Origin of the sequence: Microcoleus sp. A006_D1, assembly GCF_036702805.1 — a bacterium.
Lineage (GTDB): Bacteria > Cyanobacteriota > Cyanobacteriia > Cyanobacteriales > Microcoleaceae > Microcoleus.
In genome coordinates this window covers 23,555-49,123 of the sequence record NZ_JAUBVZ010000010.1, presented here as the reverse complement: position 1 = coordinate 49,123, position 25,569 = coordinate 23,555, and the positions used below count along the sequence as shown (strand labels likewise).

The window sequence follows — 25,569 nt, the reverse complement described above, 5'->3', positions numbered from 1 at the left end:
AAATTGTATACTCAGGGCGGACTACAAGAGCCCACCCCACTCATTGTTTGATTGTTTTCTGATCTACAATTTAAATGCAGAACAGCTTATGCTGTTGTAAGAGAGCATCAGTCCGATCGCTAGGTCGATCGCGTACCAGCCATGACCCAAAGTCTCAGTGCGACAGGCTTGCCCCCAGCCTTCCCAGATCACACGCAACTCCCAGAATCCGACGGTACTTTTGTGAAAAATTTCCAAGAGCATCCCCAGAGCATCCTGCTCACAGACTCCCTAGAAAGCACGCTGCAAACGCTTCACCCCGACGGACAATATGCGATCGGGCAAGATAGTGGCATCTACTGGCGCGAAACCGACCCTCCAGAAAAGGGAGCCGAAGCCCCTGACTGGTTCTACGTCCCCAACGTTCCGCCCATGTTAGACGGCGAAATTCGTCGCTCTTACGTGATTTGGCGCGAGTATATGGTGCCAATAATTGCGATCGAGTTTGCCAGTGGGAATGGTTCCGAAGAGCGAGACAACACGCCTTTATCTCGTTTACCAGAAGGTACTACTCAGAAACCAGGGAAGTTTTGGGTATACGAACAGATTATCCGCATTCCCTACTACGCCATATATGTAATTAAAACCAGCCAACTGGAAGTCTACAACTGGGTGAATGCTTGCTATTGCCGATTGGAACCGAACGATCGCGGACATTACCCGATAGACCGCATGGGCATAGAATTGGGCGTATGGGAAGGCAGCTATCAAAATCAGACACAGCGGTGGTTGCGCTGGTGGGATAACGAAGGAAATTTGTTGCTGACCGGAAGCGAGCAAGCTCGACTCGAATGCCTCTACGCCGAACAGGAACGACAGCGAGCTGAAGCTGAGAGTCAGCGAGCCGATCGCGCAGAGCAAACACAAAAAGATGCGATTCCGCAACTCCTGGCAATGGGTTTGACTGTCGAACAAGTCGCTCAGGCGCTTTCGCTGTCGGTGGAAGAGGTGCAGCGCTTGGGATAAAGGGCGATCGAGCTAACCACTGGAGACATCTGAATAATCCAGACAAATCCTTTAAATTCAGCAACTTGACAGGGTTATCACCGCATCAATTGAATATTTGAAGTTGTGAAGGATTTTTAGGATTTACGCAAAAAACCCGGTTTATCCGAAAAATTGTGCATCGAACCGAGAGGTATTGATGCAGAAACTGGTTTTTTCCCCGCGTGCGTAAGTCCTGTTTTCATAAAGATAGAGTATATCATGTTTTTTGTGTAAGCTCAACTTCTTGCCTGAAAAATGCAGAATGCTTCGTGGCAAATTGATTATCTTCTTTTTACAAATCTGCTCTCAATATTGCCAGGAGTTGTTCTTTTGTAAGTTCTGAATCAATTCTATACATCTTTCTAGCTTTTGCAAGTATCTTGCGCATATCTTGCGATCCTGCTGCAATACCAAACTCTGACATAATATCATCCGACATTAATGGCATTAACTTTTCCTGATCATCTAAGAGTGTATCAAGAATAAGCTTCTTAAGTTCAAATGTAAAATTTGCATCTATTGATAAGTTTTTTAAGAACTTATTCCATTTAGTTTGATATCTATTCCTGAGTTGTACTACATCTTTTGTCACACCAATATCACCCATTACCTCTCGAATTAAATTGTCATAATCCCAAGGTGAGAAGTAGCGTTTTCGGCGCATATTCCACTGATAGATAAGTTCATCCTTTGACTCATTGCTTTCTATTAATTGTATGCACTTTAGAATCGCTTCTAGAAAGCTCTGAGATTCATCAATTAGCTTAAGCAAACACTTTTCCCAATGAAAATCATTTTCTGGTTGAGAAACTTCACAAATAGATTCAAACCACTCTGAGCAATTTCTCTGAATCTTACTATTGTGAGCATCTTCATTAGCAATGTTATGCTGAAGAAGAGTACGCAATGATTGCACAAGATAAAAGTGGCTACTTAAATTTCTACCTGCGTCTAGACTAAACTTATCGAATAGTTCTACTAAAAATTTAATATCAGACTTTTTACCTGCTTCCCAATATAAGGTATATAACCAAGATGTTACTCGCTGAAAGCGGCACTCAGGTATGCCATCAGAAGTGAACTGAATACTAATTGAACCAAATAATTGATCACCTTCAATAATTTGAGAAACTATGGAATCGATCTCTTGTTTACAGGCTGAAAGCTTATCAAAAGATTTCAGCACTTCTTCCGAGGAATTCATAGTTATTTCTTCTTTTGCGATGGTTGAGAGTAATATGTTATCGGATCTGCAATAGGACCAAGAAAATTGAAAGCTATGTGAAACTCATTTAGAGACTCACCTTTAAGGATGTCCGGGTTGCCAAATAGCTGTGGAACAAAAGGAATGTGCTTACGTTCCAATTGTGACACGTATACAGCTCCGCGTTCATTAGGTTTTTCAGACCTCCACGCTACTTCTCCCGTAAATTTTTTTGGGCTTCCATCAGGATTACTCGCAAGATAGCTACGGAGAATTCGTTTACGTCCTATTGATGAACTTTCATTTTCAAGCTCTTTGAATATATCTAAAGAAATCTGAATTCTATCTAGATGGAAGTTGGCCAAGCCTTTCAAATAAGTTAGAGATAGATTCTCGTAAAACTCTCGTGTCTTCATTAAAGCTTCTACAATTTGTAGGCAATATTGCCAATCTCTTTGATTAAATGAAACAGTTCTCCTCTCTCCAGAAAATAGATATTCTTTGGCTTTACTTAACCACCAAACTTTAAGAAGTAAATACAGTGAGTGTGAATCTTGATTTATTTTATCCCAATGTTCCTTCAAGTAATGAACTGCTCTTTCACAAGCATGAATATTATCATCTGTTAAGGAAGATTTGAATGGTATATTCTTAACAATGGCATAGGCTCTTAGATAATAACCATCACTAGATCCCATAGCTTCAAGAGCCTGAAATGCTTCTTCAGAAATATCATTTCTTCCCACTAATTCACCTATCTCCTGACGACGTGATTGCAAACGTTCTTCCTGTTCAGGAGGATACTCTTCAGATTCTGATAAAGTCAATACATGAAATACGTTTGCTTCTATTTCAGCACGAATTGTTGGAGCAATACTTTCATCCGAAAGAATGTCTCTACTTGTCCAAAGTAAAACATCTATCGGATAGTAGTTTTCTGAATTTAATGAGAGTGCATCAAAAGCTGCTTCTTGTGCTTGCTTAAGAAAAAACAGTGATTTTTCATGATTTTGATTTCCTTTTAGTATATTAAATTTTGTTCCTAAAACAGAAGCTTTCTCGACTAACAAACGACCACGCAATCCCCTATTTCTCTTGTCAAAACCCACTTGATCAAGAGCAATACAAAGCACTTCTTCTGCTCTATTTAAAAGCTCAATACGCTCCTGTTCAGATAATACTAAACTCGAAGGATATCGTTGTCTTTGAACTGTTTCTGTTAAAAGAGTAGCTTCTTGTAGCATTAATCTAGAATTTTTGACGTTATAATCTTCTCGTAACTGACGAAGAATTTCAGCAATTTCTGAAAAATGGGGTGCAAAATAATTTGCATCAAGTCCTTTAGGACCCATACTTCTAATTAAGGAAACTGCAAATGAAATCTCAGTTTCACCGTTGAAGTTACCTTTTTCACGAACACTTAATAAAATATCCTTAGCACAATCAACTTCTGCTTTTGCACAACCCAAAAGAGATCGGGAGATTAGTTCAGCTTCAATTCGATGTCGAGCACCAATTTCAAAATTACCACGATCATCTTCGTACCACTGCACAACATCAGTTTTAAGTTTTTTAATTAAACTGACAAAATCTGTAATTGCTCCTGCATTAATTGCTCGAATCAGAATTTCCAATGGAAGATTAATTCCCAAACGTCCAGGAACCATTACTAATCGAATTAATTTCTGAAGTAATGTTACCTCCTCTCCATCTATCACCAAATCTTCTGAGGATAAAAGTTGGTTTTCAGTGATCAAACCCGCTTGTAAAAAAGCAGTTGCAAATGTAGTTTTTGAGACTAAAATTTGCTCAGAATGTTTAGATGAGTCTTGTTCCGCATATTGTACTTCTTTCGCCAATCCTGAGCGAATTTGACTTTTAGTAGGTGGTAAAAGCCTATACAGGGCGACTAAGAACCTATCACCACCTTTTTCACTGAGCTTTCTAAGGTTTTCACTAGATGATGGTGCAAAATTTTCAACAAAATCTATAAATCCAGTCATTTCGTCTATTCCTTCTCTTTTTGGAGGAACCTTACTGAGACACGCAGGAGCCTCGACAAAATTATTTTTTTGTGCAGCAGCCTTACTATAGCAACTACCAACAACAACAACTTTACGCCCTCGACTAGAAAGCCTTTTAGTCAGTTCATAGTATTGCTCTTGCTCAACCATTCCATCCCAAATAATTAGAACCGCAGATGCACCCAAATCTTCAGCCCATTTACAAAAAGTATCTAAATCATTTGAAAGAGGGAGTTTAGAGCGATGCTCAATAAATAAAACAGGATACTTTTTCTCCTTACGAATTGAATATGCGAGATGACCAAGAGCAATACTTTTACCCGTGCCTGACTGTCCACAAAGAATTACTGGCTCATCCTGCAACTCATTAGATTTCAATCTTTTAGTAACAATTTCTTGAAGATGACTCTCAAAATTACGCTTAAATGCAAATCCCCGTGCATATCCTGACCAGATAGGTCTATTGCTGGATTCTGCTAGGAAAGCTCTGAACTCACTATATAGTCTATTTTCTCCAATGTGTGGTGGTTCTATAAGAATTGTGTCATCTATAATAGTTGCCGATCTCGAAACTAAATTCCAAATATCTAGGGTAACATTTAAAGACTTGTGCTCTACAGTAATGCGGTGACCATATTCATCATTGTCAGGTGGTTCACCAAGTATCAAATATCCTGCTTCTTGAGCACGTAAAAGATATATTGCCAAGTTTTCGTCATGGAGGATAACTTTACCTTCTTGTACTCGTCTAGCAATACGTGGATTTTGTTTGATTGCTTCATTTACACTAAAAATATGAACCTGAGCTTTGTTAAGTCCTTCAATAACAGGTGTTAGTTTCTGTGGAGAGAACCAGTCTAAATCACCTGCATAGCCTTCTATCACCAGTGTTCCGAGAGGAGTGATAAGTTCTGGCAATCTACGAGCTAGAGCATTTGCTACGGAATCTCGAACGTCTAGCTCATCTTCATTCAAAGGAGGTCTTTTATCCTTATCGGCTTGACTGACACACCCAAACAAAAATGTGCAGTGTAGACGATGACGATTTCTAGGATCGCTTGGATTAAGAGTTTCCGAATTATATATTGGCTGTAATTGTCGCCAACTCGTTCTGAAGGCTTCGAGGCAAATTGTATCAATTGCAGAAGTGTAAACCCCACTCCAGGAGAAACTAGCAACAGTCTCTAGCCATTCTGGATGAAGAAAACAATTACAGCGTCCTTGCATCCAAGTTAATGCTGCCTCGGATGCTTCAGAAGCCTTTCCAGCTAAAATTTGACCGTAATCATCTCCTGTCCCACCATATTTACGTAGGATCTCGGATAGAAAAGGATCTCTCCCCGACTCTAGCTTTAGATAATTTTGACCTAATAGTAGAAAGGCAGGGCCAGACTTGAGTCGCTCAGACAGTTCTCTAGTTAACTGAGTCATATAATTAGACTGACTTTTTTGTCAATTATACCAGATAGGTGAACAAGTTGCAAGCAATACCAGATTTCAGATGACTGTATCGATACCTTGATTACAGCCATATTACCAATTTAGGTTGGAATCTAACGGCAAATCCTGCAATTGAGAATTCACCCAACTAGCCGCAGCAACTCCCGATCGCAAAGCAGCTTCAATTTGACCTTCGCCGCACAAATCCCCCGCACAAACCAGGGGCAAAGTCCCCTCAGCGGGCAAACAAGAAACAGGCAAAGGATTTCGACAAAAAGCATAGCGCCAGCGGTGAACCTGCAACCATTCTGGCTGATTCAGCCAAGGGATTAAATATTCAGAAGTGCGATCGAGCAATTCCCGGCCAACAGTATCCAAATCAGTAGATTCTAAATAGCGATCGGCAAAATTAGCGTTGCTGTGAACCACAAACACAGGCTGCTGCGGATCGAGCCTCTTGCTGCTGTCCAGGCCAATCCAAGCTAAATCAGAATCATCGGGAAAAGAAACAGATTTCCACTGCGGATTGAGATTGCTCAAATCAGAATTTCGTGCCGCAGAATAGCCAGCCATAACTGTAATGCAAGGGTCATATTCTACAGAACGCAATTTGTCAATAAAATCAGGCGACAAACCAATTTCTGAATCCAAAAACATTAAAGCTTGAGGAGCAGGAATTGCCACAACCACAGCCTTAGCAATCAATTCTTGAGGTAGCTCAAAATTGTCGTCGGTAACTTCCAGAGAAAGACGCCACATTTGATTGTCGGTACGAGAAATCGCCTTGACTCGGCGGCCGTACCAAATGTCTAAACCTTCTGCGATATATTTACCGACAGCATTCATCCCAGCAGGGGCGACATAACAAGAACTAGGAATAGAAGATATTTCTCCTTGTCGGAATTCTCCCACGCTATCCGTCCAGAGTTTGAGGATCTGGCGATCGACCAAAACATCAATTAACGCCTGCACCGCATCTCCCTGCGGCTCCAGATAGCGAGCTCCGTGGTCTGCCCTAGTACCGTGTACGCGGCGAGTAGCGACTCGTCCGCCGGGGCCGCGAGATTTCTCAACAACCGCCACAGAATAGCCAGCCAGACGCAACTGCCGAGCACAAATCAGCCCCGCCATCCCCGCACCGATCGCCACAACATCGAACATAGTTAAACTGTCAGCTATTTTGGATTTAGTTATTAGCTTAAAGGCTGCGGGGCAAAAGATGCTCTGCGCCAAGAGTATAAAAGCCCAGAGTCGTAGCGTAGCGGGGCTCCATCCATCGCCCGGCGCCAGGTAGTAGAATAGGGGACAGTACGAATTGACAGGTAAGACCAGTAAAAAAAATGTAGCGCTCGGTAAGTTGCAAAGGGCGATCGTTAAAATAGGGCAAAATCTAAAATCTAAAATCTAAAATAACATTAGTGGAGGGCAAAATCTTGGACGAACTCAGAGCAGCACTAGAATTGACAACAGAAGAAGAATTGCAGCAACTAACAGAACTTTTGTTCAGCCGCAAGTTTAACCCTTTAGATTACGTGCAAACCCCCGCACCCATAGACGTACAAAGTCGCGATCGCGAAGCATGGCTAGATGCAGTAGAACAGCGGTTTCGCTACCTTGCAGCCGACGGGTTGACGGTACTCAGGGGGCGAACCGAACAAGTAACTTACAGACAAGCGCTAATTCAAGTTTGCCGCTATCTGAAAATCCCTTATCCCAAACAGTTGTCAACCACCGACTTAGAGGCCGAAGTATTTCTGCATTTAATGGGCCGCGCGTGGAAGCGTTTACCGGCAGACGAACAGCAAGCGCTGACAGTGCGTGTACAGCGAGCAATTGTTGATTCTAAACTCTCTGAGCCCCTGCCAATTTCTGCTGAAAAAGACCCTATCGGTTTGCTGTTCAAAGGTGGAAGCGCTTTAGCAGTTAGTTCCATTTTAAAACCAATGTTGCTGAAATTGATGGCCCATCAATTTGCGCTGCATTTTGCTACTTATGAAATGGCAAAACAAGTAGTGATTGCAGGTAGTGCAACCGCAGCAACTCAGTTTCAAAATTATGTGGCAATTCAGACGGCGCGGCGCGGTATGGCCGTGAGTGCTGCTCGTTACGGTGCGACGCGGAGCGTGTTTTCGTTGCTTGGCCCGGTGATGTGGACTTGGTTTGTAGCGGATTTGGGTTGGCGATCGATTTCTACGAACTACGGGCGCATTATCCCGACCATTTTTGCTTTGGCTCAAATTCGATTAACGCGATCGGAATGCGTTTGGGAACTAGCATAATAGTTTGAGATTTTGGATTGAAGAATTGAACAATTGGGAGTGTGGGTGAATATTAAAAAATGTTGGAAATTAGCTGCAAAACTGACAGCCAAAAATCTCAAGTCTCGCCTGCAAAAACATCCCGATCGCCGCCTGCAAATCCCTTGGAATTTTGCTCAAATCGGCATCCTCATTTTTCCGATAATTCCGATTTTGGGAGCGATCGGAATATTCCTGGGATTGGCCGGCACTCTTGGGCTAAAAATCCGCGAAATTAGCCGCCGCCCGCTGAATCGAGGATTTGCAATTCTGAGCGCGCTGCTAGTCATCACGGCGGTTTTTGCCCACAACCGCATCGAGGCTGTTTTAGGATTGTGCAATTTCTTGCCATTCTTTATATTGTTTGCCGCTTTCAGCAGTTTAATTCAAACTCCGGCTCAATTGCGACAATTGTCTTGGGCGATCGCAATTAGTGCAATTCCCGTGATAATTTTGGGTTTGGGACAGCAATTTTTAGGTTGGAGCGGCATCGATTTATTGCAGCCGATTTTTGGCTGGGTACTAGAACCGAAAGGCAATCCCCCAGGCCGCATGGCTTCTGTGTTTATGTACGCTAATATTTTGGCTTGCTATCTGACAATTGCTTTTATTTTGACACTCGGATTGTGGATGGAAGAGCGAGGAAGATTAGCAACGGATTATGTAACGGATTTAACGGATAGAGGAAAGAATGAAGAAGGAAATAGGAGGATTAGCAACGGATTGTGTAACGGATTTAACGGATTGATTTCGGAGGTGCGAGGGAAGAAGGAAACAATTAATCAATTACCAATTATCGATTCCCAATTACCAGTTATCGATTCCAAATTACCAATGCCCAATGCCCAATGCCCAATGCCCAATGCCCGATTCTTATTTCTAAGTTTTGCAGTAGTAGGAAATGCTGTTGCTTTGATTTTTACTAATTCTCGGAATGCGTGGGGATTGGCAGTTTTAGCAGTTTTGGCTTTTGCGTTTTATGCGGGTTATAAAAAATTATTAGCAGCGGTGTTTAGTGCGGTTGGTGCAGTTTTTTTGTCGGCGTTTGGCCCGGAACCACTGCGGCAATATTTGCGAAGAATTATCCCGGCTTTTTTCTGGGCGAGACTGACGGATGAAATGTTTCCAAATCGGCCGACTGCTACTTTGAGAACTACTCAGTGGGAATTTGCTTGGTCGATGGCTCAGCAGCGTCCTTGGACTGGTTGGGGATTGCGAAATTTTACGCCTCTCTATCAAGCTAAAACGCAAGAATGGCTGGGTCATCCTCACAGTTTGATGCTGATGTTGACTGCGGAAACGGGACTGCCGGCAACGCTTTTGTTGTTTGGTTTAGTTGGTTGGGTTTTGGCTAGGGGTGTTTTCTTGTTGGCGAATTGGCCGCTTTTTCCTGCGGATATTAAACAGGAGGAAATAGCAACAGAGGAAGTAGCGGAAAATGCTTTAGTGTTCAATCAAAATTCAATATTTGGCAGCACAAATCAGGTGGTTTGTCAAGATGTCGGAAAAGCCGATCGCCTAATTTTCTTCAGTTATTTATTAGCCTTCGCCGCTTGTACGCTGTTTAACACTGTAGATGTGACACTGTTTGATTTTCGACTCAATACTACAAGCTGGTTGCTATTAGCCGCAATTTGCGGAGTCAGCCAGAGGGAATAGACGATCGCACATTGGAGGCAGAGCTTGGAAAGTTATTAATAACTAATAACCAATAACCAATAACAACTGCTAACAGTCAACAGTCAACAGTCAACAGTCAACAGTCAACTGCCAACTGCCAACTGCCAACTGACTTCCTTTATTCCACCGTCACCGACTTCGCCAAATTCCGCGGCTGATCCACATCCAAACCCCGACGCGCCGCAATGTGATAGGCCAACAATTGCAGCGGAATTACTGTCACAATCGGCGACAACAATTCATCCACCAAAGGCACCGGCAAAATGTGGTCAAAAATATCGGCTTCCGCCTCGCCGTGCTTCGGTGTGACACCAATTAAACGTGCGTCGCGCGCCTTGGCTTCCTGAGCGTTGGAAAGCACTTTTTCGTAGACGCTTCCGGGCATGGCGATCGCCACTACAGGCACTTTAGCATCCAAAAGGGCGATCGGGCCGTGTTTCATCTCTCCAGCGGGATATCCTTCAGCGTGAATGTAGCTGATTTCCTTCAGTTTCAGCGCCCCTTCCAAAGCAATCGGAAAGTTAATTCCCCGGCCCAAAAAGATAAAATCTTGAGTTTCCGTGAACTGGTGGGACAATTCCTCGACATACTGTTCTTGAATCTCCAAAAACTTCTCAATTTCCGCTGGTAACTGGCGCAAACCAGCAATAACTTCTGCCAATCTCTCGGGGCTGATTGTTTGTCGCTGGTGCGCCAAATCCAAAGCTAAGAAATAGAAAGCCATCAACTGAGAGACAAAAGTCTTAGTTGCAGCCACGCCGATTTCTATACCAGCGTGGGTATTTATGACGTGCGGCATCATGTGGGCGATCGAGCTTTCTGTTCTGTTAGTAATGCCCAACATTCGCGATCGAAATTTATCGGTAAAACCCGCGCGGCGCTGCTGTTCCATCCCCAAAGCAGCCAGGGTATCCGCCGTTTCTCCCGACTGTGTTACCCCAATAATTAAAGTATTTGCTGTCAGCGGTGCGGGCGCGTAGCGGTATTCAGAAGCGTACTGCACCGCAGTTGGAATATTAGCTAACTGTTCCAACAAATATTTGCCAATTAGCGAGGCGTGCCAGCTCGTTCCGCAGGCGAGAATTGAAATTTGTTCGACATCGGCACAAAGTTCTTTGGGCAAGTTGAGATTGATGGGAGAGCGCGGATTTCCCGGCTGCCAATCGCTGTCTAAATAAGCCTCCAAACACGCTCTGACTACGGCCGGCTGTTCGTATATTTCCTTGTGCATGAAATGTTTAAAGCCCTGTTTCTCCACAGAAACCGGACTCCAACCGAGGAGGCGCGGAGTTTTTTTCAGCCTTTCCCCTGCAAAGCTGTAAACTTCAACTCCCATCGGAGTTAGCCTTGCCAATTCGCCATTTTCTAGAGACAAAACAGCGCGAGTTTGAGAGATTAGGGCTGGCGTGTCGGAAGCGCAGAAAAATTCGCCGGCACCAAAACCAATCACCAAAGGAGCTTGCTGTCTGGCGACAATTAGTTCATCAGGAAAATCTGCACAGATAACGGCGATCGCAAAAGCTCCTTCTAACCGATTCACCGCCTTTAAAACCACTTCCAAAAACGACAACTCACGATTTTTTTTTGTGGTTTTATTTCTATCCGCTACATCCGCTACATCCGTTACAAAATCCGCTGCCGAACTTCCTTCGGCAAAAAATTCAGCGATTAAGTGAGGAATAACTTCTGTATCCGTATCCGAGACAAATTTATGTCCCTTCGCTTTCAATTCTTCCCGCAACTCGCGATAATTTTCGACAATTCCATTTTGAACTACGGCAATTCGCCCGCTATTATCCATGTGAGGATGAGCGTTATATTCCTCTGGTTTGCCGTGAGTTGCCCAGCGGGTGTGCCCGATGCCGATGGGAGCGGGCGAGTCTATCTCTGCTAGCTTTTCCCGGAGGTTATGCAATTTGCCCTTTGCTCGGATGCAGGTAATTTCTCCTTCGGAGATGGTAGCGAGGCCCGCTGAATCGTAGCCCCGGTATTCTAGTTTCTCCAATCCTGCTAGCAAAATCTCGCTTGCTGCTTGCGTGCCGATATAGCCAACGATTCCGCACATTTAAGGTACTGCTCCTGCTTAGCTCACGAAATAAAACTCAAGTTTTATCATTTTTACCTTCTTCGGGCCGCAGAATGCAGATTCCGCGACAAAAAGAGAGGGGGCAATTTAATCGCTCCCTCTCTTGTGCCCGTAATTCGATCGACAGTTCGATCGATATTTAGTAAGCTAGACCCATACTGCGAGTGGTTTCTGCGCCCAGGTAAACCCGGATGCTCAGAAAATCGGTAGGACAAGCAGTTTCGCAACGTTTGCAACCTACACAGTCTTCTGTGCGGGGAGACGAGGCAATCTGAGCCGCTTTGCAGCCATCCCAGGGCACCATCTCCAAAACGTCAGTCGGACAAGCGCGGACGCATTGAGTGCAGCCGATGCAGGTATCGTAAATTTTTACTGAATGAGACATTGAATAAAGGCTCCCAACGAGTCACTAAAAATTTGCTGGCTCTGCGAGTTAAAAGATTTGACGGCTTGATGCCACCGCTATAACCTGCACAGAGAATTAAAGGCTAGTCTACCGCAGTGCCTGGAAGCACTTCGCCAAAAAGCGACAAAACTTCACAGTTATTCACGCTGGAAGTCTTATCAAAGTAGGTTCGATCGTTCGGACTTCAGTCCTTAGAACCCCAACTCTAAGGACTGAAGTCCGAACGATCAAACCTGTTAGCACTCAGGACTTCTGTTTTTAGAGCCGCGCGAGAAAGCAGCATAAGTTCGATCGTTCGGACTTTAGTCCTTGAAGCCGAGTCAGAAAGGACTAAAGTCCTTACTACAAACAGGTGCAAATCGATCGACTAAAACCCTAATTTTTCTAACACGGGCTTAGTTGAAACAATATGTCTGTCCAACCCCAGTTTTTTCGGCTCCACGCCCAAGGCCAAAGCCACCAATTGCGGCAAATGTAATACCGGCAAACCCAATTTTCGCCCGATCGCTTTTTCCACTTCCGGCTGCCGCGAATCCAAATTTAAATGACAAAGCGGACAAGGAGTTACCATACAATCAGCTCCATTGTCAAGAGCATCTTGAATATGTTTGCCCGCCATCTGAAAAGATTGATTAGTGGCATAACTCGCTAGCGGCCAACCGCAGCACTGCGTCCGTCCTCGATAGTAAACCGGAGTTGCGCCGATCGCCCGAAACACATTTTCCATCGATTCCGGTTGATGCGGGTCATCGTAAAGCAGCTTATCCTGAGCTCGCAGCAAGTAACACCCGTAAAAAGACGCGCACTTCAAACCCGAAAGCTTGCGGGTGACTCGCTTCTGCACTTCCTCCAGGCCGTAATCGGCAACGATCGCCCACAGGAGATGTTTTACCTCGGTACTGCCTTGATAAGGTGAACAGCCTTGTTTTTCGAGCAAACCATTGACTTTTTCGAGGTAAGGTCGATCGGTCTTTTGGGATTCTTTGAGGCGATCGTCCACATGACCGATTACACCTTGACAAGTGCTGCAATGCGTCAGCAAAGGCAGATTTAGTTGCTCAGCCAAGGCAATATTGCGGGCGTTAACAGTATCTTCCAGCAACTGCGAATCTTCCTTAAAAGTGCCAGAACCACAGCAGGAAGCTTTTTTGAGTTCCACCAGTTCAATGCCCAAGGCTTGAGTCAGTGCTTGGGTAGACAGGTAAAGTTCGCGGGCGGCTCCTTGGGCGACACAACCTGGAAAGTAAGCATATTTGAGATTTTGGGATGGCATAATTGTTTCTGCTGGGGAGACAAGGTTCAGGACAATGGATAAGAGCGATCCTCTTCGAGGGCTGCGCTAACGAATTTCTTCTTCATGATTACCGTATCACCGCCTAGGTAGGGGCTAATTGTCAGCTTTTCTCAAGGATTTTCAGTTGAGACGATCGCCCGCGCGTCAATTTCCCTAGCCCCGTGTCACTTAGAAAAGTGGCAAGCCTTCCTTTTGCAGATCCCCCTTTCGGATAAGATTAGATACGCAGCAACCAATGAGGAGACAATGTTATGAGTCAAGACGACATTTTTGCTAGAGTCAAGAAAATTGTGGCAGATCAACTCGAAGTTGATCCAACCGAAGTCAAGCCCGAAGCCAACTTTGCCAACGATTTAGGAGCAGACTCCTTAGATACAGTAGAGCTGGTCATGGCCTTGGAAGAAGAGTTTGATATTGAAATTCCCGACGAAGCAGCCGAAGCAATTACTACGGTTCAAGCTTCTGTAGATTTCATCAGCAGCAAACTTGCAGCTCCAAAAGCATAAAATACCTGTCTTTTCCCCTAAGAGGAGAGAAGTTAAAAAACGAAAAACTCCTCTTTTGTTCTGCGTTCTGGGTGTTTAATTTTTTGAAACTGAAATCATGACAAATTTTGAGCGTAAGCGCGTTGTTATCACGGGTCTCGGCGCGATTACACCGATCGGCAATACATTGTCTGAATATTGGGACGGGTTGCTTGCTGGGAAGAATGGCATCGGCCCGATCACCTTATTCGATGCGTCGCGGCACGACTGTCGCATTGCCGCAGAGGTTAAGGGTTATGACCCTCACGACTATTTAGAGCGCAAAGAAGCAAAGCGGATGGATCGTTTTGCTCAATTTGGGGTGTCAGCCAGCAAACAGGCTCTGGCTGATGCCAAGTTCGAGATTAACGACCTGAACGCAGAACAGGTGGGTGTCATTCTTGGCACTGGCATTGGCGGGCTGAAGGTGTTGGAAGACCAGCAAGAGATTTATCTGACTCGCGGCCCCGATCGATGCAGCCCGTTTATGATTCCCATGATGATTGCGAATATGGCCGCAGGCCTGACGGCGATTCAAACGGGTGCTAAGGGGCCAAATTCCTGCACGGTGACGGCCTGCGCGGCCGGGTCAAATGCCGTGGGAGATGCGTTTCGCATGGTTCAGGGCGGTTACGCGCAAGCCATGATTTGCGGTGGTACGGAAGCGGCGGTAACTCCTTTGTGTGTGGCGGGTTTTGCAGCGGCGAGGGCGCTTTCGACTCGCAATGATGACCCGACTCATGCTTGCCGTCCGTTCGATCGCGATCGGGATGGTTTTGTGGTTGGCGAAGGTGCTGGCATTCTGATCCTAGAAGAAATGGAACACGCGATCGCCCGTGGCGCGAAGATTTACGCAGAAATCGTCGGCTACGGTTTAACCTGCGATGCGTACCATATGACATCCCCAGTACCGGGGGGCGAAGGTGCATCGCGGGCGATGGCTTTAGCGCTCAAGGATGCGGGTTTGAAGCCGGATCAAGTGAGCTATATCAATGCTCACGGCACGAGCACGCTTCCCAACGATTCTACGGAAACGAAGGCGATTAAGAAGGTTTTGGGCGAAAGTGCTTACAAAGTAGCAATTAGTTCTACCAAGTCGATGACTGGCCATTTGTTGGGCGGTTCTGGGGGAATTGAGGCGGTGGCGGCGGTAATGGCGATCGCCAACGACAAAATCCCACCGACAATTAATCTGGAAAATCCCGATCCAGAGTGCGATTTGGACTATGTTCCGCATACAAGTCGCGATCTAAAAGTTGATGTGGCGCTGTCAAATTCCTTTGGATTTGGCGGCCACAACGTGACTCTGGCATTCAAGAAGTTTGTTCAGTAACTGAAAATCGGAAATTTTTAGGTTAGAAGGTAAAAAATTAGTTTTTACCTTCTGATTTTTTTTAGGTCAATTTTAAATTGGGCGCACTGCGACGAAGAAACCGGGTTTTTTACCCAATCTGCGGGCTACAGCGAATGCTTTTCGTAAAAACCCGGTTTCTGGCCACCCCGTGCGTCCAGGACTAAATTTCTAGGCATTGGCGGGATATGATTGAGATTACTGCTGAGCAAATACTGCAAATCAAGGCTATTGTCGATCGTTATGAAAACTTTAAATGTGTTGAGTGCGCCAGCAACATCAAAGATTACTTGATAAGTCAAGGAATTCATGGAAAGCGCATCAAACTGTACACAGGATACGGAAGAGGTCGGAACAGTGGCATTTATGATGATAGCGTACCGGGAGAGGCTATTTCAGTAAATGGTCGTCACGAAGGAATCGCTATTGTTATCAACAGCATAGAAACTATTTTTGACAACCATCACCCGGACGGGCTAAACAAAGAGCAATGGATGACAAACCTGCTATTTCACGGTAAACTATTGAATGGTTTACAGTTTATAGTAATAGAAGAAGACTTTTAATAGGAGACTATTTTTATGTTAGCCGAAGTTAATGTTAATAAACTCGATGTTAAAAATGAATACTTCTTTGATTTACTCCAAAGAATCAAACAGAGACCTGGTATGTACTTGGGCAAATGTTCAATTACCCGCCTGCGTGCATTTTTAGATGGATATGAGACGGCTAGAGCGGAACTTGGGTTTCCCGACACAGAAGAGCAACAACAACTTGATGGATTTCAAGAGTGGATACAGGAAAGATATCAAATTACGTCAACTCACGGATGGGATAGTATCATTCTCTTCTTTTCTGTTGATGAAAAAGACGCCCTCGATAAGTTCTTTAAACTATTGGAAGAATTTCTGAATCAGGCTAAAATTGCTGAAGATAAGCACAATTAGTATAGATTTATTGAATCTCAGTTCACAATCCCTAGAGCTGTATTTCACCTTATTTCTCGGAAGTAATTGCCGAAATCGAATATTGATTACCCGCTGAGCTTGGATATTTAACAGAAAATGCTTGCACATTTTCCTGATTAAAATTAGGGGCATAATACTGCTTGATTTTGTCAAATGTCAGTTCGCCTCCTCCTGTAATATAAGTTGTATCACCTGTGTCAAGTTCGTTCATATACCCCAAAGCTGCTTCAAAGCCTTCGGGATCTTGCTCTGCCTCAATTTGAACAGATAAAGGACTTCCAAAATCGTTTTCGTAAACTAAGCCGATTACTCCTTCCCTTTTCCATTCAGAAATACTGATTTTATCCTTATTAATTTGAATAAAATTCTCGCCGTTTCTGACAATTAAATAGTTTTCTACATCAAAAAGTATGGGTGGATCGGAAACTATAGTAAGTTCTCCCCATTCCCCTCTTAAATAGTATTTGTCATCCACCATAAAAAATTCATCTATGTTCCCGTAATCAATGCTGCCATCGGGATCTGCAATTGGGCTGATGTTGTTCAGAACCAAATCGTAGGTTTGAGGGTGGGGGAAATTTACCGTCATCCGCCGATAACAATACTGTTCCCCTGGTAAAGGTTGAGTGTATAGAGAGTGATTCTCAGTGAGGACAGCTTCTAAGAGGATTTTTATAGATGTTTTAGCATTAATGCTGAGTACATAGCTATCCTCTAGATAAATATTTTCAAATCCCGGAAACTGCCAGTAGTTTAAGCGTTCCATTGTTAAATGTCCCAATCGATAGGAGTATGATTAGCTATACTTTTTCTGTTGACGGGCTTTCCTTGTAGATCGATTCTACTGCCTTTAGCATTTTTTAGCTCTACATGAGGGTGATTACTTCCCGGAGCTCTTGGAGTTCCCTGTTTTAGCGTTAGCCTAGCTACTCCGTTTTTATCAATATATTTTAACGGGCCATTAGGTGTTTTATTCGGATGCCAGCCCTGTTGTGACTCAGCCCACATTTGAAAGTCGCTTGCTTTTGGATTAATGCCAGTTGAGATAGCTTGTATGATTCGTCCCCATGCCATTCGCCCCGCTAGAGTTGCCATACTAATAATTCACCATGAATTAACTTATTCTGCCGGTGACAACTCCAACCGATATCGGTACAAAGCCACAGGATGCCCCCCAGCAGCAAAATAATCCGGGTCTTGCGGTGACAAATAAATCGCTGTCACCTGATTAGCCTCAATTCTTTTACTCGCAGAATCGCCATTTTCCCCGCCTCCAACGACTCGATAAGCCGTGGTTGTTTCCACCTCGTTTAAATAAATATCAGTCTCTCCCCGAAACACCTGCTGAGAAATCTCTGTAGATACAAATTCATCGGGATTCGGCGTTTCAGTACCGCGACTGGTGACAATCGAGATTAGTTGGCGATCGCCTTTGAGTATGGTAATCTGGCGGTTGGGATTATTCGGATCGACTTTCACCGAAAGTACGCCACCGTCGCCTAAATAAGCTTTGGCAATGTTCAAAGCGTTAAAAGTGCGATCGCCCACAATCTTCCTAGCTAGCTTAGATCTATAATTAGAAAAAATACCAGTATTTATTTCCGGTTGAAATCGCACTTGAAATAATACGGGCTGTTGCAAATACTGGCGATTTTTTTCAAATCCAGGCGTGACAATATTTGGCGCTAAAGGAGCAGCTAAATCTACCAAAGTGCTAGCAACATTCCAATTTCCTCCCATCCAGTCTGGATAGACTAAATCTCCCTTGGCTACACCGATAGGAGGCTTGCTATCCCAATTGGGAAAACTGGAAATGCGATCGACCAAAACCCCTCCCCTGGCAGCCCCACCCCACAGCATCACCGCTAAAACCAGACAAAAACTCCAAATTACCTTCATAACAAATTAGATTTAAACAGCTAACTTTCTCTTTCTCTCGAATTGGTTTGTAGTGAGAACTTTAGTCATTCTAAAAATTCAGAGGACTTTAGTCCTCACTACGAACCTTTTTTATTGTTTGTTAGCTTTAAATCGCCTCAACAGGTGCGGGTTCCCAAACCTCCCCGTATTTTTCCTTCAATTCGTGCCACTTTTCGACCTGTCCCGGTTCATATTCCCCCGGCTTTCCCCACTGCAAAAACGCGCTCAAAGCAGCCTCATTTTGCTCATCGAGGAAACGAATTGCGTAAGTAGTAAAATTGCCTCTTTTCGCCTCGCCCGTCTCGAACTTAACCTGTTTGATTTTGTCCATATTTAAATGAAATTCAAATATTTCGGCGTGCATATTTGCATATTTCCCCTTCGGCAACTCCGCATAAAACAGCTTGTGAATTGAACCGCGCACTTCCAGTACAGCCGCGCTGCTAGTCACAATTAAACGCAGCGTTCCCAATTGTTCGCAAGCTTCTAAGAATTCTTTCAGATTAGGCATGATTTGGGAATTGGGAATTGATAATTGGGAATTGGGAATTGGGAATGGGTAATTGGTAATTGGTAATTGGTAATTGGTAATTGGTAATTGGTAATTGGTAATAACAACCCAAAACACCAAATAACTAATAATACCCCATGACAACTGACAACTGACAACTGACAACTGACAACTGTCAACTGTCAACTGACAACTGTCAACTGTCAACTGTCAACTGACTAATGACTATTTTTCGTGCAGTTCGTAAGCAGCAACAATCCGCTGCACTAGCGGGTGTCTCACCACATCCGCCTGATTGAATTCGCAGAAAGCAATGCCCTCAACGTTTCCCAGTATTTTTTGGGCAACTGACAATCCTGACTGTTGGTGTGGTGGCAAATCTGTTTGAGTAATATCGCCCGTCACTACCATTTTCGATCGAAATCCCAGACGAGTCAACACCATTTTCATCTGAGCAGGCGTTGTATTTTGAGCTTCGTCCAAAATTACGAAAGCATTGCTGAGTGTGCGCCCCCGCATATAAGCTAAGGGAGCTACTTCGATCAAGCCTCTTTCCATTAAATCGGCCATTTTTTCGGGGTCGATTATTTCTTGGAGGGCGTCGTAAAGCGGGCGCAAATAGGGATCGACTTTTTGCTGCAAATCTCCCGGCAAAAATCCTAATTTTTCTCCAGCTTCGACGGCCGGCCTGGTTAAAATTAGCCGTTCGTACTGCTTGCTTAACAAAGCTTGCACGGCGAGAATAGCTGCTAGAAATGTTTTGCCAGTACCCGCTGGGCCGATGCAAAATGTCAAGTCGTGGGTGCGTACTGCTTGGACGTACTGGCGCTGTTTGAAGGTTTTAGCTCGAATTTCTTCGCCGCGGCGGGTTTTGGCAAGTACGTCTCGCTGCAAGTCTTGCAAGTCGCCTTGGCGGTTGGTATCCAATGCGTAGCGCGCTGTCTGGATTTCTACTCCGGTAATGGTTTTGCCGGCTTTCCAATAGTCGGAGAGCGATCGCACTAATTTATGGCACAATTCTACTTGAGTTTTTGTGCCGGAAATCAGTAGTTCCTGGCCTCGCATTACCAGGTTAGCTCCGGTTTGCTTAGAGATAATTTTCAGGTTTTCTTCTTGATTGCCGGCTAGCGACATGGCGCTTTGAGTGCTCGGTAACTCTATTGTTAGTTTTTCAGTCATGCCAGCATGAGCTCCTCCAAATAAGCAATTAAAAGTTAACAATTAACCGTTAAATCAGCTTTGTTTTGCGAACAAAAAGACGCCAGATACTAGGTAAAACCTAGTATCTAAGGCGTCTTTTCTCTTTAACTAGCAAATGAGTTTGGTGCTGTTCGCACAAATCAAATCTCCCTTCTATGAAGTCAGGCAACTTTAGATGTTAGATGTTAGATGTTAGATTTGAGATTTACCCGAGCCCACATTTGATTTGAGACTTAAAATTTTACATTTTTGTCCGATCGAACGGGGCTTGCAGTACAAAGTTTACAACGGGCAATCTAAAATCTAAAATCGTTGCTCATCCGCTCTTGAGTTAATAACCAGGAGTATTTCTACTCGTTCTAAACGTAGGTGTGTTAGTACGGCGAGGTTGTTCTCTCGGAGTTCTGCTCGCTAAGGGCTGCGGCGACGGAGGTGGCGTCCGGGGTCGGAAGTCCCCCCGATCTGGGCGGTCGCGATCTGGGCGATCGCGATCTGGGCGATCGCGATCTGGGCGATCGCGATCTGGGCGGTCGCGATCCGGGCGGTCGCCCCTAGGCGGGCCGGAGCCGCGATCGCCTGCTTCGCCATCGTATATATCTAAGTACAGGGACTGACCCGCCGTCTGCGCCACCGCTTCGAGGGTAGTTCTAATTGCCTGAATATTGCGTCCGCCCCTACCGTAAACCCGTCCTTTGTCGGGATCTTCAAAAGCGAGCCTAACCCAGACCCGCGATTGGCGCGGGTGGAGTTCGCAATCCACCCGCAAAGAACTTGGGGTCTCTAAAAAAGGCCCAATTAAAAACTTAACCAGTCCAGAATAGTTGGGACTAGCTGACTGCTGCTGTGCTGGATTCAACGTTGGCTCCGGCTCCGACTTGTTCAAATACATTGGCTTTTCTGAGGATGTCACGCACGGTGTCAGTTGGCTGAGCGCCTTGTTGTAGGCGCTTGACAATCGCTGGAACATCCAGCCTGGTTTCGTTATTTCTCGGGTTGTAGAAGCCGAGTTCTTCTAGGGGACGGCCGTCGCGGCGGGTAGAGCTGTTCATCGCTACAATCCGGTAGCTGGTCTCGCGTTTTTTCCCGTATCTCTTCAATCGCAGTTTGATCATCTTCTTGCAGAATAGTCCTGTTTCAATTCTAGGCTATTTTGTCAGTGCTCTTTACCAGAACCCCAACTCAATCGGTATTTCTTAACCTCCCAGCAAAATATCGCTGCGATTTGCGGCCCCCAAAGCCGGTCTAGCGCCGTCAATGTGGGGTGTAATTGCTAGCGGTAAAGTCGATGCAGTTCCCCACTGCTGCACCAATTTTTGCAAAAAGATATCTTGCTGCGCTCTCAAAGAGTCCCAATCGGTGCCGCGATTGATAATTGCAAACCAAACTAAACCCCGATCGCGCGTGGGTATGGCTCCAGCCAAAGCAATCACCGTGTCCAAAGTACCGGTTTTCACCACAGCCGATCGCGGAATGTGCCGGTGTTCCACAGTTCCTTTGTCGCGCCCGGACACTGGAAACAAGTCAGCAATCGTCAGTGGAGTAGTCTGAAGGTTGCGGGCGATCGCCTGCATCATCCCGCAAGCAGCCCTCGGAGACATCCGATTTTCTACTCCCAATCCCGAACCGTTAATTAATTGAAGTTCCGCCGCCGGCACCCCCGCCGCCCAAGTCGCTTGCTGCTGGACTATTTTGTGCCCGCCCAAATTGTCGGCCAATATTTGGGCTATGTCATTGTCGCTGTGGACGTTCATCTGCTTGAGAATTTCGGCTAAAGGCAGCGATCGGCGCTTCAGCAGCAAATGTCCCGAACTCGCAAATTTGTCGGCGATCGCGCTCCCGGCGATCGTGACTTGTGGCTTTTTCGTTCCCGGAGCCATCTTAGAATACATTGCCTGCACGTCCCGAGGCCAACTGCGACTGTCGAGAGCCTGTCGCAGACCCTCCCCCGCAGCCACAGGATCGGACTGGTAATTCATGCGGAAATTGCCTGTCACCACCAAATTTCCCGCCACGCGATCGATACCCATTTGATTGAGAGCATTACCGACGGCGATCGCCTCCTCCCACACAAACAGCGGATCGCCCCCGCCGCTGACCACCAAATCCCCCTGCAACACGCCATTCCTAATCGGCCCCGTTCCCCGGAACCGCGTTTCAAACTGATAATCTGCGCCCCAAGTTTCCAGCGACGCTAGAGAAGTCGCAATCTTAGTCAGCGAAGCCCCAGGCATCAGCACCGTTCCCTGCTGACTTACCAGCGGCTGCATTCCCGCTTGCACCCAAATTCCCTGATTCCCATCTATCAGATGCTTCGCCTTCAAATCCTTTAAATATTCCCGCACCGCCGCTTCAGCGGGCAAGTCTGGATTTGCCGCATCTATTCCCCCAAAAGCCAAATCTTCGGCCACCACTAACCCGGGTATCCCCCCCCGCCAAGCAAGCACCGACACAGCGTTGGGCGCGGCACTGCGTACCCCAGCCATGTCCAGCCATAGAGACATGATCCCTGAGCTAAATAAATCCAGCATTTTATACTCCTAAAGTCAGTCGATTTTAGATTTTAGATTTTAGATTTTAGATTTACTCGACAGATGCAATCTGGGAGATTGAACTTTGGTCTAAATTTTTGGGCTCTCCACCACTTAAGTCGAGGGCTTGTATCCGTTTTTGGGCGGGGTCATTTAAACTATTCCATTGACTTTTTCGATTTGCCGTCAAAAATAGTAAAGTAGGGACAAACTCTATCAGAGTAGTCCGAAATAGCAATCGTCCGATCGGGCGCGAGCAGATTTTAGTTATTTATTTGTACTTCTGGGTTCAGGCTCCTGAGTTCCTGGTAGAATTTTTAGTGTTTCTCAAACATTGGTCAATGGGATCGACACGCGCAAGAATTGCAATAGACGCTATGGGTGGGGATCATGCCCCCGCCGAGGTTGTAGCTGGAGCGCTTAAGGCACAAGAAGAATTAGGCGTAGAGATTTTGCTGGTGGGCGACCCGCAGCAAATAGAAGACTCGCTCCGCCAACAAGACGCGATCGGCCGCGTCTGCAAAGGTCAGCTAGAAATCGTTCCTTCTGAAGGAACGGTGGAAATGCACGAAGAACCTTTGAGTGCCCTGAAACGCAAGCCCAACGCTTCGATTAATGTAGCGATGAACTTGGTCAAGCAGCAGCAAGCTGATGGTGTAGTGTCCGCCGGTCACTCCGGCGCGGCAATGGCTGCGGCTCTGCTGAGGTTGGGGCGGCTGCCCGGAATCGATCGCCCTGCGATCGGTGCAGTTTTGCCAACAATGATCGCGGGCACCTCTGTACTCATTCTCGATGTCGGCGCTAACGTGGACTGCCGCCCCAAATTTTTGGAGCAGTTCGCCTTGATGGGAACGATTTACAGCCAGTGCGTGCTGGGCGTCGCCGAACCTAAAATCGGCCTGCTCAACATTGGCGAAGAACCTTGTAAAGGCAACGATGCGGCGGTGCGAACTCACCAGTTATTGGTGGACAATCCCAACATTCCTTTTGTGGGCAATGCCGAAGGCCGCGACGTATTGTCGGGGAAATTCGACGTGATTGTCTGCGACGGGTTTGTCGGCAACGTGTTGCTGAAGTTTGCCGAAGCGGTGGGCGAAGTCGTGGTGCAAGTGCTCAAGGAAGAATTAGTCAAAGGACTCCAACATCAAATTAACGATCCTCTGCTGCAAAAAAGCTTGCAAGGATTTAAGCAGCGGGTAGACCACGTTGAACACGGCGGCGGTTTGCTGTTGGGCGTTGCTGGAGTTTGCATTATCAGCCACGGTTCGTCTCAATCTGCCTCGATTTTTAATGCCATTCGTTTGGCGAAAGGGGCTATTGACAACCAAGTGCTGGAGCGAATTAGATCGTCGAATCGCGAAAGCGCTGTGGAACAAGAAGCTGTGAATTAAGTAGGTAAGCACACAAAAACATAGTATCTGGTAGGGGCGGGTTGAGCCTATAAGCTCTGATACAAGCGAGTATATGAGTGCAAAACCCGCCATCCCCTCACATATAATGTTTATTTGTAACCACCTACTTAGAGAGTAAGTAGGAATTAAAAATTAAAAATGTCAAATTAAAAATGTCAGCTTAAACTAACTGTTTTGCTTAAAAAAAGTAATTTCAGCAGTTTAAAAAGAAAATTAATTAGTAGTTTTTGATTTTTAATTTCTAGACCGAAAAGCGAGTAAATGGAGAGGAATGTTGCAGCAATCAGGGTTCGGCATTGCCGTCACAGGGAGCGGGTCTTGTACACCGCAGGTTTCGCTTGAGAATCACGGTTTGAGTCAAATAGTAGAAACTTCTGACGAGTGGATAGGGGCGCGGACGGGCATTCGATCGCGCAGGCTGGCGGACGATCGCACTTCTTTGTGCGATTTAGCATCGGAGGCATCCCGAAGGGCGATCGCAATGGCAGAAATTTCGCCAACAGATATCGATTTGATTATTTTGGCCACATCCAGCCCTGACGATTTATTTGGCAGTGCCAGCAAAATTCAATATCAGTTAGGCGCAACAAAAGCTGTAGCTTTCGATTTGACAGCAGCTTGTTCGGGCTTTGTTTTTGGTTTAGTTACAGCCTCCCAGTTCATTCGGACAGGGGTTTATCAAAATGTTTTGCTGATCGGAGCAGATATTTTATCTCGCTGGGTGAATTGGTCGGATCGGGGTACTTGCATTCTATTTGGAGACGGTGCAGGTGCGGTGGTATTGCAAGCTTCAGAAGTCGATCGCTTTTTGGGATTTGAAATTCGCAGCGACGGCACGCAAAACTCGTCTCTAAATTTGGCTTACAAAGCCGAGTCAAAAGAATTAATTGAGGGCGTGAATATCGGACAAGGTGGATTTGAACCTATCACCATGAACGGTCAAGAAATCTATCGCTTTGCCGTGAGAAAAGTGCCGGAAGTCATAGAAAAAGCTATGTTTCGGGCAAATATCAGCGTCGCAGAAATTGACTGGCTGCTGTTGCACCAAGCCAATCAGCGGATTCTCGATGCAGTTGCCCAAAGGCTCAAAATTCCCCCGGAAAAAGTAATCAGCAATTTGGCAAATTACGGCAATACCTCAGCAGCTTCAATTCCCCTGGCGTTAGACGAAGCCGTGCGTCTGGGCAAAGTTAAACCGGGCGATACTATTGCTGCGGCTGGTTTTGGTGCTGGTTTGACTTGGGGGGCGGCGATTTTTCAATGGGGAAGGTGATACTATTTTCGATTTTCGCATTGGAGATTTTCGATTGGGGAATCACCGATTAACTGTGGGTTTGGATCACAGGCCAGCAGTTTCATTTTTTTGGGTAACAGAGATAATATTTCCCGGCTGTAGACTTTGCCCTGGTGACTGTCGGGAATGCGGCTCTTGAAAAACAAAAATCATTTAACACGCCATACATAGGGTAAAGTACGCACGGAGGGGTGCACCTGGAGGACAGCAGTTATTGACAGGCTCATCCTGAGATGGAAAATCCTCTATTGTTCGATCGACTTTCCCCAGCTTGAAGGTTGAATATTGTGCTAGGACGATCGCTCTGATTAAAGTAGCAACAAAAAAAAACACCTCGTAAAAAGCGCAGCTATATGTTATAATAGTGAGTCGCCAGTAGAGAGTTCGTTAACCGAAAGATAGCG

At 45.5% G+C, this 25,569-nt stretch carries 23 protein-coding genes; 9 read left to right on the top strand and 14 right to left on the bottom strand.

Going from position 1 to position 25,569, the window contains the following annotated elements; translation table 11 throughout:
- Window positions 1-141 precede the first annotated feature (141 nt).
- Entirely contained in the window at window positions 142-1,005 is an 864-nt protein-coding gene (locus tag QUB68_RS18730) for a Uma2 family endonuclease (RefSeq protein ID WP_332995273.1), read from the top strand.
- Between the two features lie 313 nt (window positions 1,006-1,318).
- On the opposite strand, the gene QUB68_RS18725 is transcribed toward QUB68_RS18730, so the two are convergent.
- From QUB68_RS18725 to QUB68_RS18715, 3 genes are all read right to left on the bottom strand, one after another.
- Window positions 1,319-2,230 (bottom strand): hypothetical protein, encoded by a 912-nt coding sequence (locus QUB68_RS18725; RefSeq protein ID WP_332995272.1) that lies wholly within the window; start codon window positions 2,228-2,230, stop codon window positions 1,319-1,321.
- Window positions 2,231-2,232: 2 nt separating this feature from the next.
- Window positions 2,233-5,685: a P-loop NTPase gene (locus tag QUB68_RS18720; protein ID WP_332995271.1), complete on the bottom strand. Its 3,453-nt coding sequence runs from the start codon at window positions 5,683-5,685 to the stop codon at window positions 2,233-2,235.
- A gap of 102 nt (window positions 5,686-5,787) precedes the next feature.
- Window positions 5,788-6,855: an NAD(P)/FAD-dependent oxidoreductase gene (locus tag QUB68_RS18715; RefSeq protein ID WP_332995270.1), complete on the bottom strand. Its 1,068-nt coding sequence runs from the start codon at window positions 6,853-6,855 to the stop codon at window positions 5,788-5,790.
- Between the two features lie 272 nt (window positions 6,856-7,127).
- On the opposite strand from QUB68_RS18715, the gene QUB68_RS18710 reads away from it, so the two are divergent.
- Window positions 7,128-7,973, top strand: coding sequence for a YaaW family protein (locus QUB68_RS18710; protein ID WP_332995573.1), 846 nt, complete (start codon window positions 7,128-7,130; stop codon window positions 7,971-7,973).
- A gap of 45 nt (window positions 7,974-8,018) precedes the next feature.
- On the top strand, window positions 8,019-9,650 hold the full coding sequence (locus QUB68_RS18705; RefSeq protein WP_332995269.1) for an O-antigen ligase family protein: 1,632 nt from the start codon (window positions 8,019-8,021) through the stop codon (window positions 9,648-9,650).
- 139 nt (window positions 9,651-9,789) lie between these two features.
- Here QUB68_RS18705 and glmS read toward each other — a convergent pair whose 3' ends face one another.
- From glmS to QUB68_RS18690, 3 genes are all read right to left on the bottom strand, one after another.
- Complete coding sequence (gene glmS / locus QUB68_RS18700) at window positions 9,790-11,736, bottom strand: glutamine--fructose-6-phosphate transaminase (isomerizing) (RefSeq protein ID WP_332995268.1); 1,947 nt, start codon at window positions 11,734-11,736, stop codon at window positions 9,790-9,792.
- Between the two features lie 160 nt (window positions 11,737-11,896).
- On the bottom strand, window positions 11,897-12,142 hold the full coding sequence (psaC, locus tag QUB68_RS18695) for a photosystem I iron-sulfur center protein PsaC (RefSeq protein WP_015175986.1): 246 nt from the start codon (window positions 12,140-12,142) through the stop codon (window positions 11,897-11,899).
- A 388-nt stretch (window positions 12,143-12,530) separates the two neighbouring features.
- The gene (locus QUB68_RS18690; RefSeq protein ID WP_332995267.1) at window positions 12,531-13,436 is read right to left on the bottom strand and encodes a CoB--CoM heterodisulfide reductase iron-sulfur subunit B family protein; all 906 of its coding nucleotides are present in this window, start codon (window positions 13,434-13,436) and stop codon (window positions 12,531-12,533) included.
- Between the two features lie 272 nt (window positions 13,437-13,708).
- Between QUB68_RS18690 and acpP the strand changes: the two genes are divergently transcribed.
- From acpP to QUB68_RS18670, 4 genes are all read left to right on the top strand, one after another.
- Window positions 13,709-13,963, top strand: coding sequence for an acyl carrier protein (acpP, locus tag QUB68_RS18685; protein WP_293185403.1), 255 nt, complete (start codon window positions 13,709-13,711; stop codon window positions 13,961-13,963).
- A gap of 97 nt (window positions 13,964-14,060) precedes the next feature.
- Complete coding sequence (fabF, locus tag QUB68_RS18680) at window positions 14,061-15,314, top strand: beta-ketoacyl-ACP synthase II (protein ID WP_332995253.1); 1,254 nt, start codon at window positions 14,061-14,063, stop codon at window positions 15,312-15,314.
- A 206-nt stretch (window positions 15,315-15,520) separates the two neighbouring features.
- A complete protein-coding gene (locus QUB68_RS18675) occupies window positions 15,521-15,898 on the top strand; it encodes a papain fold toxin domain-containing protein (protein WP_332995251.1) in 378 nt (125 codons plus the stop codon).
- A 15-nt stretch (window positions 15,899-15,913) separates the two neighbouring features.
- Window positions 15,914-16,279 (top strand): hypothetical protein, encoded by a 366-nt coding sequence (locus QUB68_RS18670; RefSeq protein ID WP_332995250.1) that lies wholly within the window; start codon window positions 15,914-15,916, stop codon window positions 16,277-16,279.
- A gap of 49 nt (window positions 16,280-16,328) precedes the next feature.
- Here the strand turns inward: QUB68_RS18670 and QUB68_RS18665 are convergent, their stop codons facing one another.
- The 8 genes from QUB68_RS18665 to QUB68_RS18630 form a co-directional block, all read right to left on the bottom strand.
- Window positions 16,329-17,066, bottom strand: a complete 738-nt coding sequence (locus QUB68_RS18665; RefSeq protein ID WP_332995249.1) for a hypothetical protein — start codon at window positions 17,064-17,066, stop codon at window positions 16,329-16,331.
- Window positions 17,067-17,068: 2 nt separating this feature from the next.
- A complete protein-coding gene (locus tag QUB68_RS18660) occupies window positions 17,069-17,395 on the bottom strand; it encodes a hypothetical protein (RefSeq protein ID WP_332995247.1) in 327 nt (108 codons plus the stop codon).
- A 24-nt stretch (window positions 17,396-17,419) separates the two neighbouring features.
- Window positions 17,420-18,199, bottom strand: coding sequence for a DUF6816 family protein (locus QUB68_RS18655; RefSeq protein ID WP_332995245.1), 780 nt, complete (start codon window positions 18,197-18,199; stop codon window positions 17,420-17,422).
- A 127-nt stretch (window positions 18,200-18,326) separates the two neighbouring features.
- A complete protein-coding gene (locus tag QUB68_RS18650) occupies window positions 18,327-18,731 on the bottom strand; it encodes a ChuX/HutX family heme-like substrate-binding protein (protein ID WP_332995244.1) in 405 nt (134 codons plus the stop codon).
- A gap of 225 nt (window positions 18,732-18,956) precedes the next feature.
- Window positions 18,957-19,910 (bottom strand): PhoH family protein, encoded by a 954-nt coding sequence (locus tag QUB68_RS18645; RefSeq protein WP_332995242.1) that lies wholly within the window; start codon window positions 19,908-19,910, stop codon window positions 18,957-18,959.
- A 352-nt stretch (window positions 19,911-20,262) separates the two neighbouring features.
- A complete protein-coding gene (locus QUB68_RS18640; protein ID WP_332995241.1) occupies window positions 20,263-20,787 on the bottom strand; it encodes a KH domain-containing protein in 525 nt (174 codons plus the stop codon).
- The gene (gene rpsP, locus QUB68_RS18635; RefSeq protein ID WP_332995240.1) at window positions 20,759-21,043 is read right to left on the bottom strand and encodes a 30S ribosomal protein S16; all 285 of its coding nucleotides are present in this window, start codon (window positions 21,041-21,043) and stop codon (window positions 20,759-20,761) included. The genes QUB68_RS18640 and rpsP overlap by 29 nt, the downstream gene beginning before the upstream one ends.
- A gap of 81 nt (window positions 21,044-21,124) precedes the next feature.
- Window positions 21,125-22,459, bottom strand: coding sequence for a D-alanyl-D-alanine carboxypeptidase (locus QUB68_RS18630; protein WP_332995238.1), 1,335 nt, complete (start codon window positions 22,457-22,459; stop codon window positions 21,125-21,127).
- Window positions 22,460-22,800: 341 nt separating this feature from the next.
- On the opposite strand from QUB68_RS18630, the gene plsX reads away from it, so the two are divergent.
- Both plsX and QUB68_RS18620 read left to right on the top strand, forming a co-directional pair.
- Window positions 22,801-23,850, top strand: coding sequence for a phosphate acyltransferase PlsX (gene plsX, locus QUB68_RS18625; RefSeq protein WP_332995236.1), 1,050 nt, complete (start codon window positions 22,801-22,803; stop codon window positions 23,848-23,850).
- A gap of 292 nt (window positions 23,851-24,142) precedes the next feature.
- A complete protein-coding gene (locus tag QUB68_RS18620) occupies window positions 24,143-25,144 on the top strand; it encodes a beta-ketoacyl-ACP synthase III (RefSeq protein ID WP_332995234.1) in 1,002 nt (333 codons plus the stop codon).
- The last annotated feature ends 425 nt before the right edge of the window (window positions 25,145-25,569 follow it).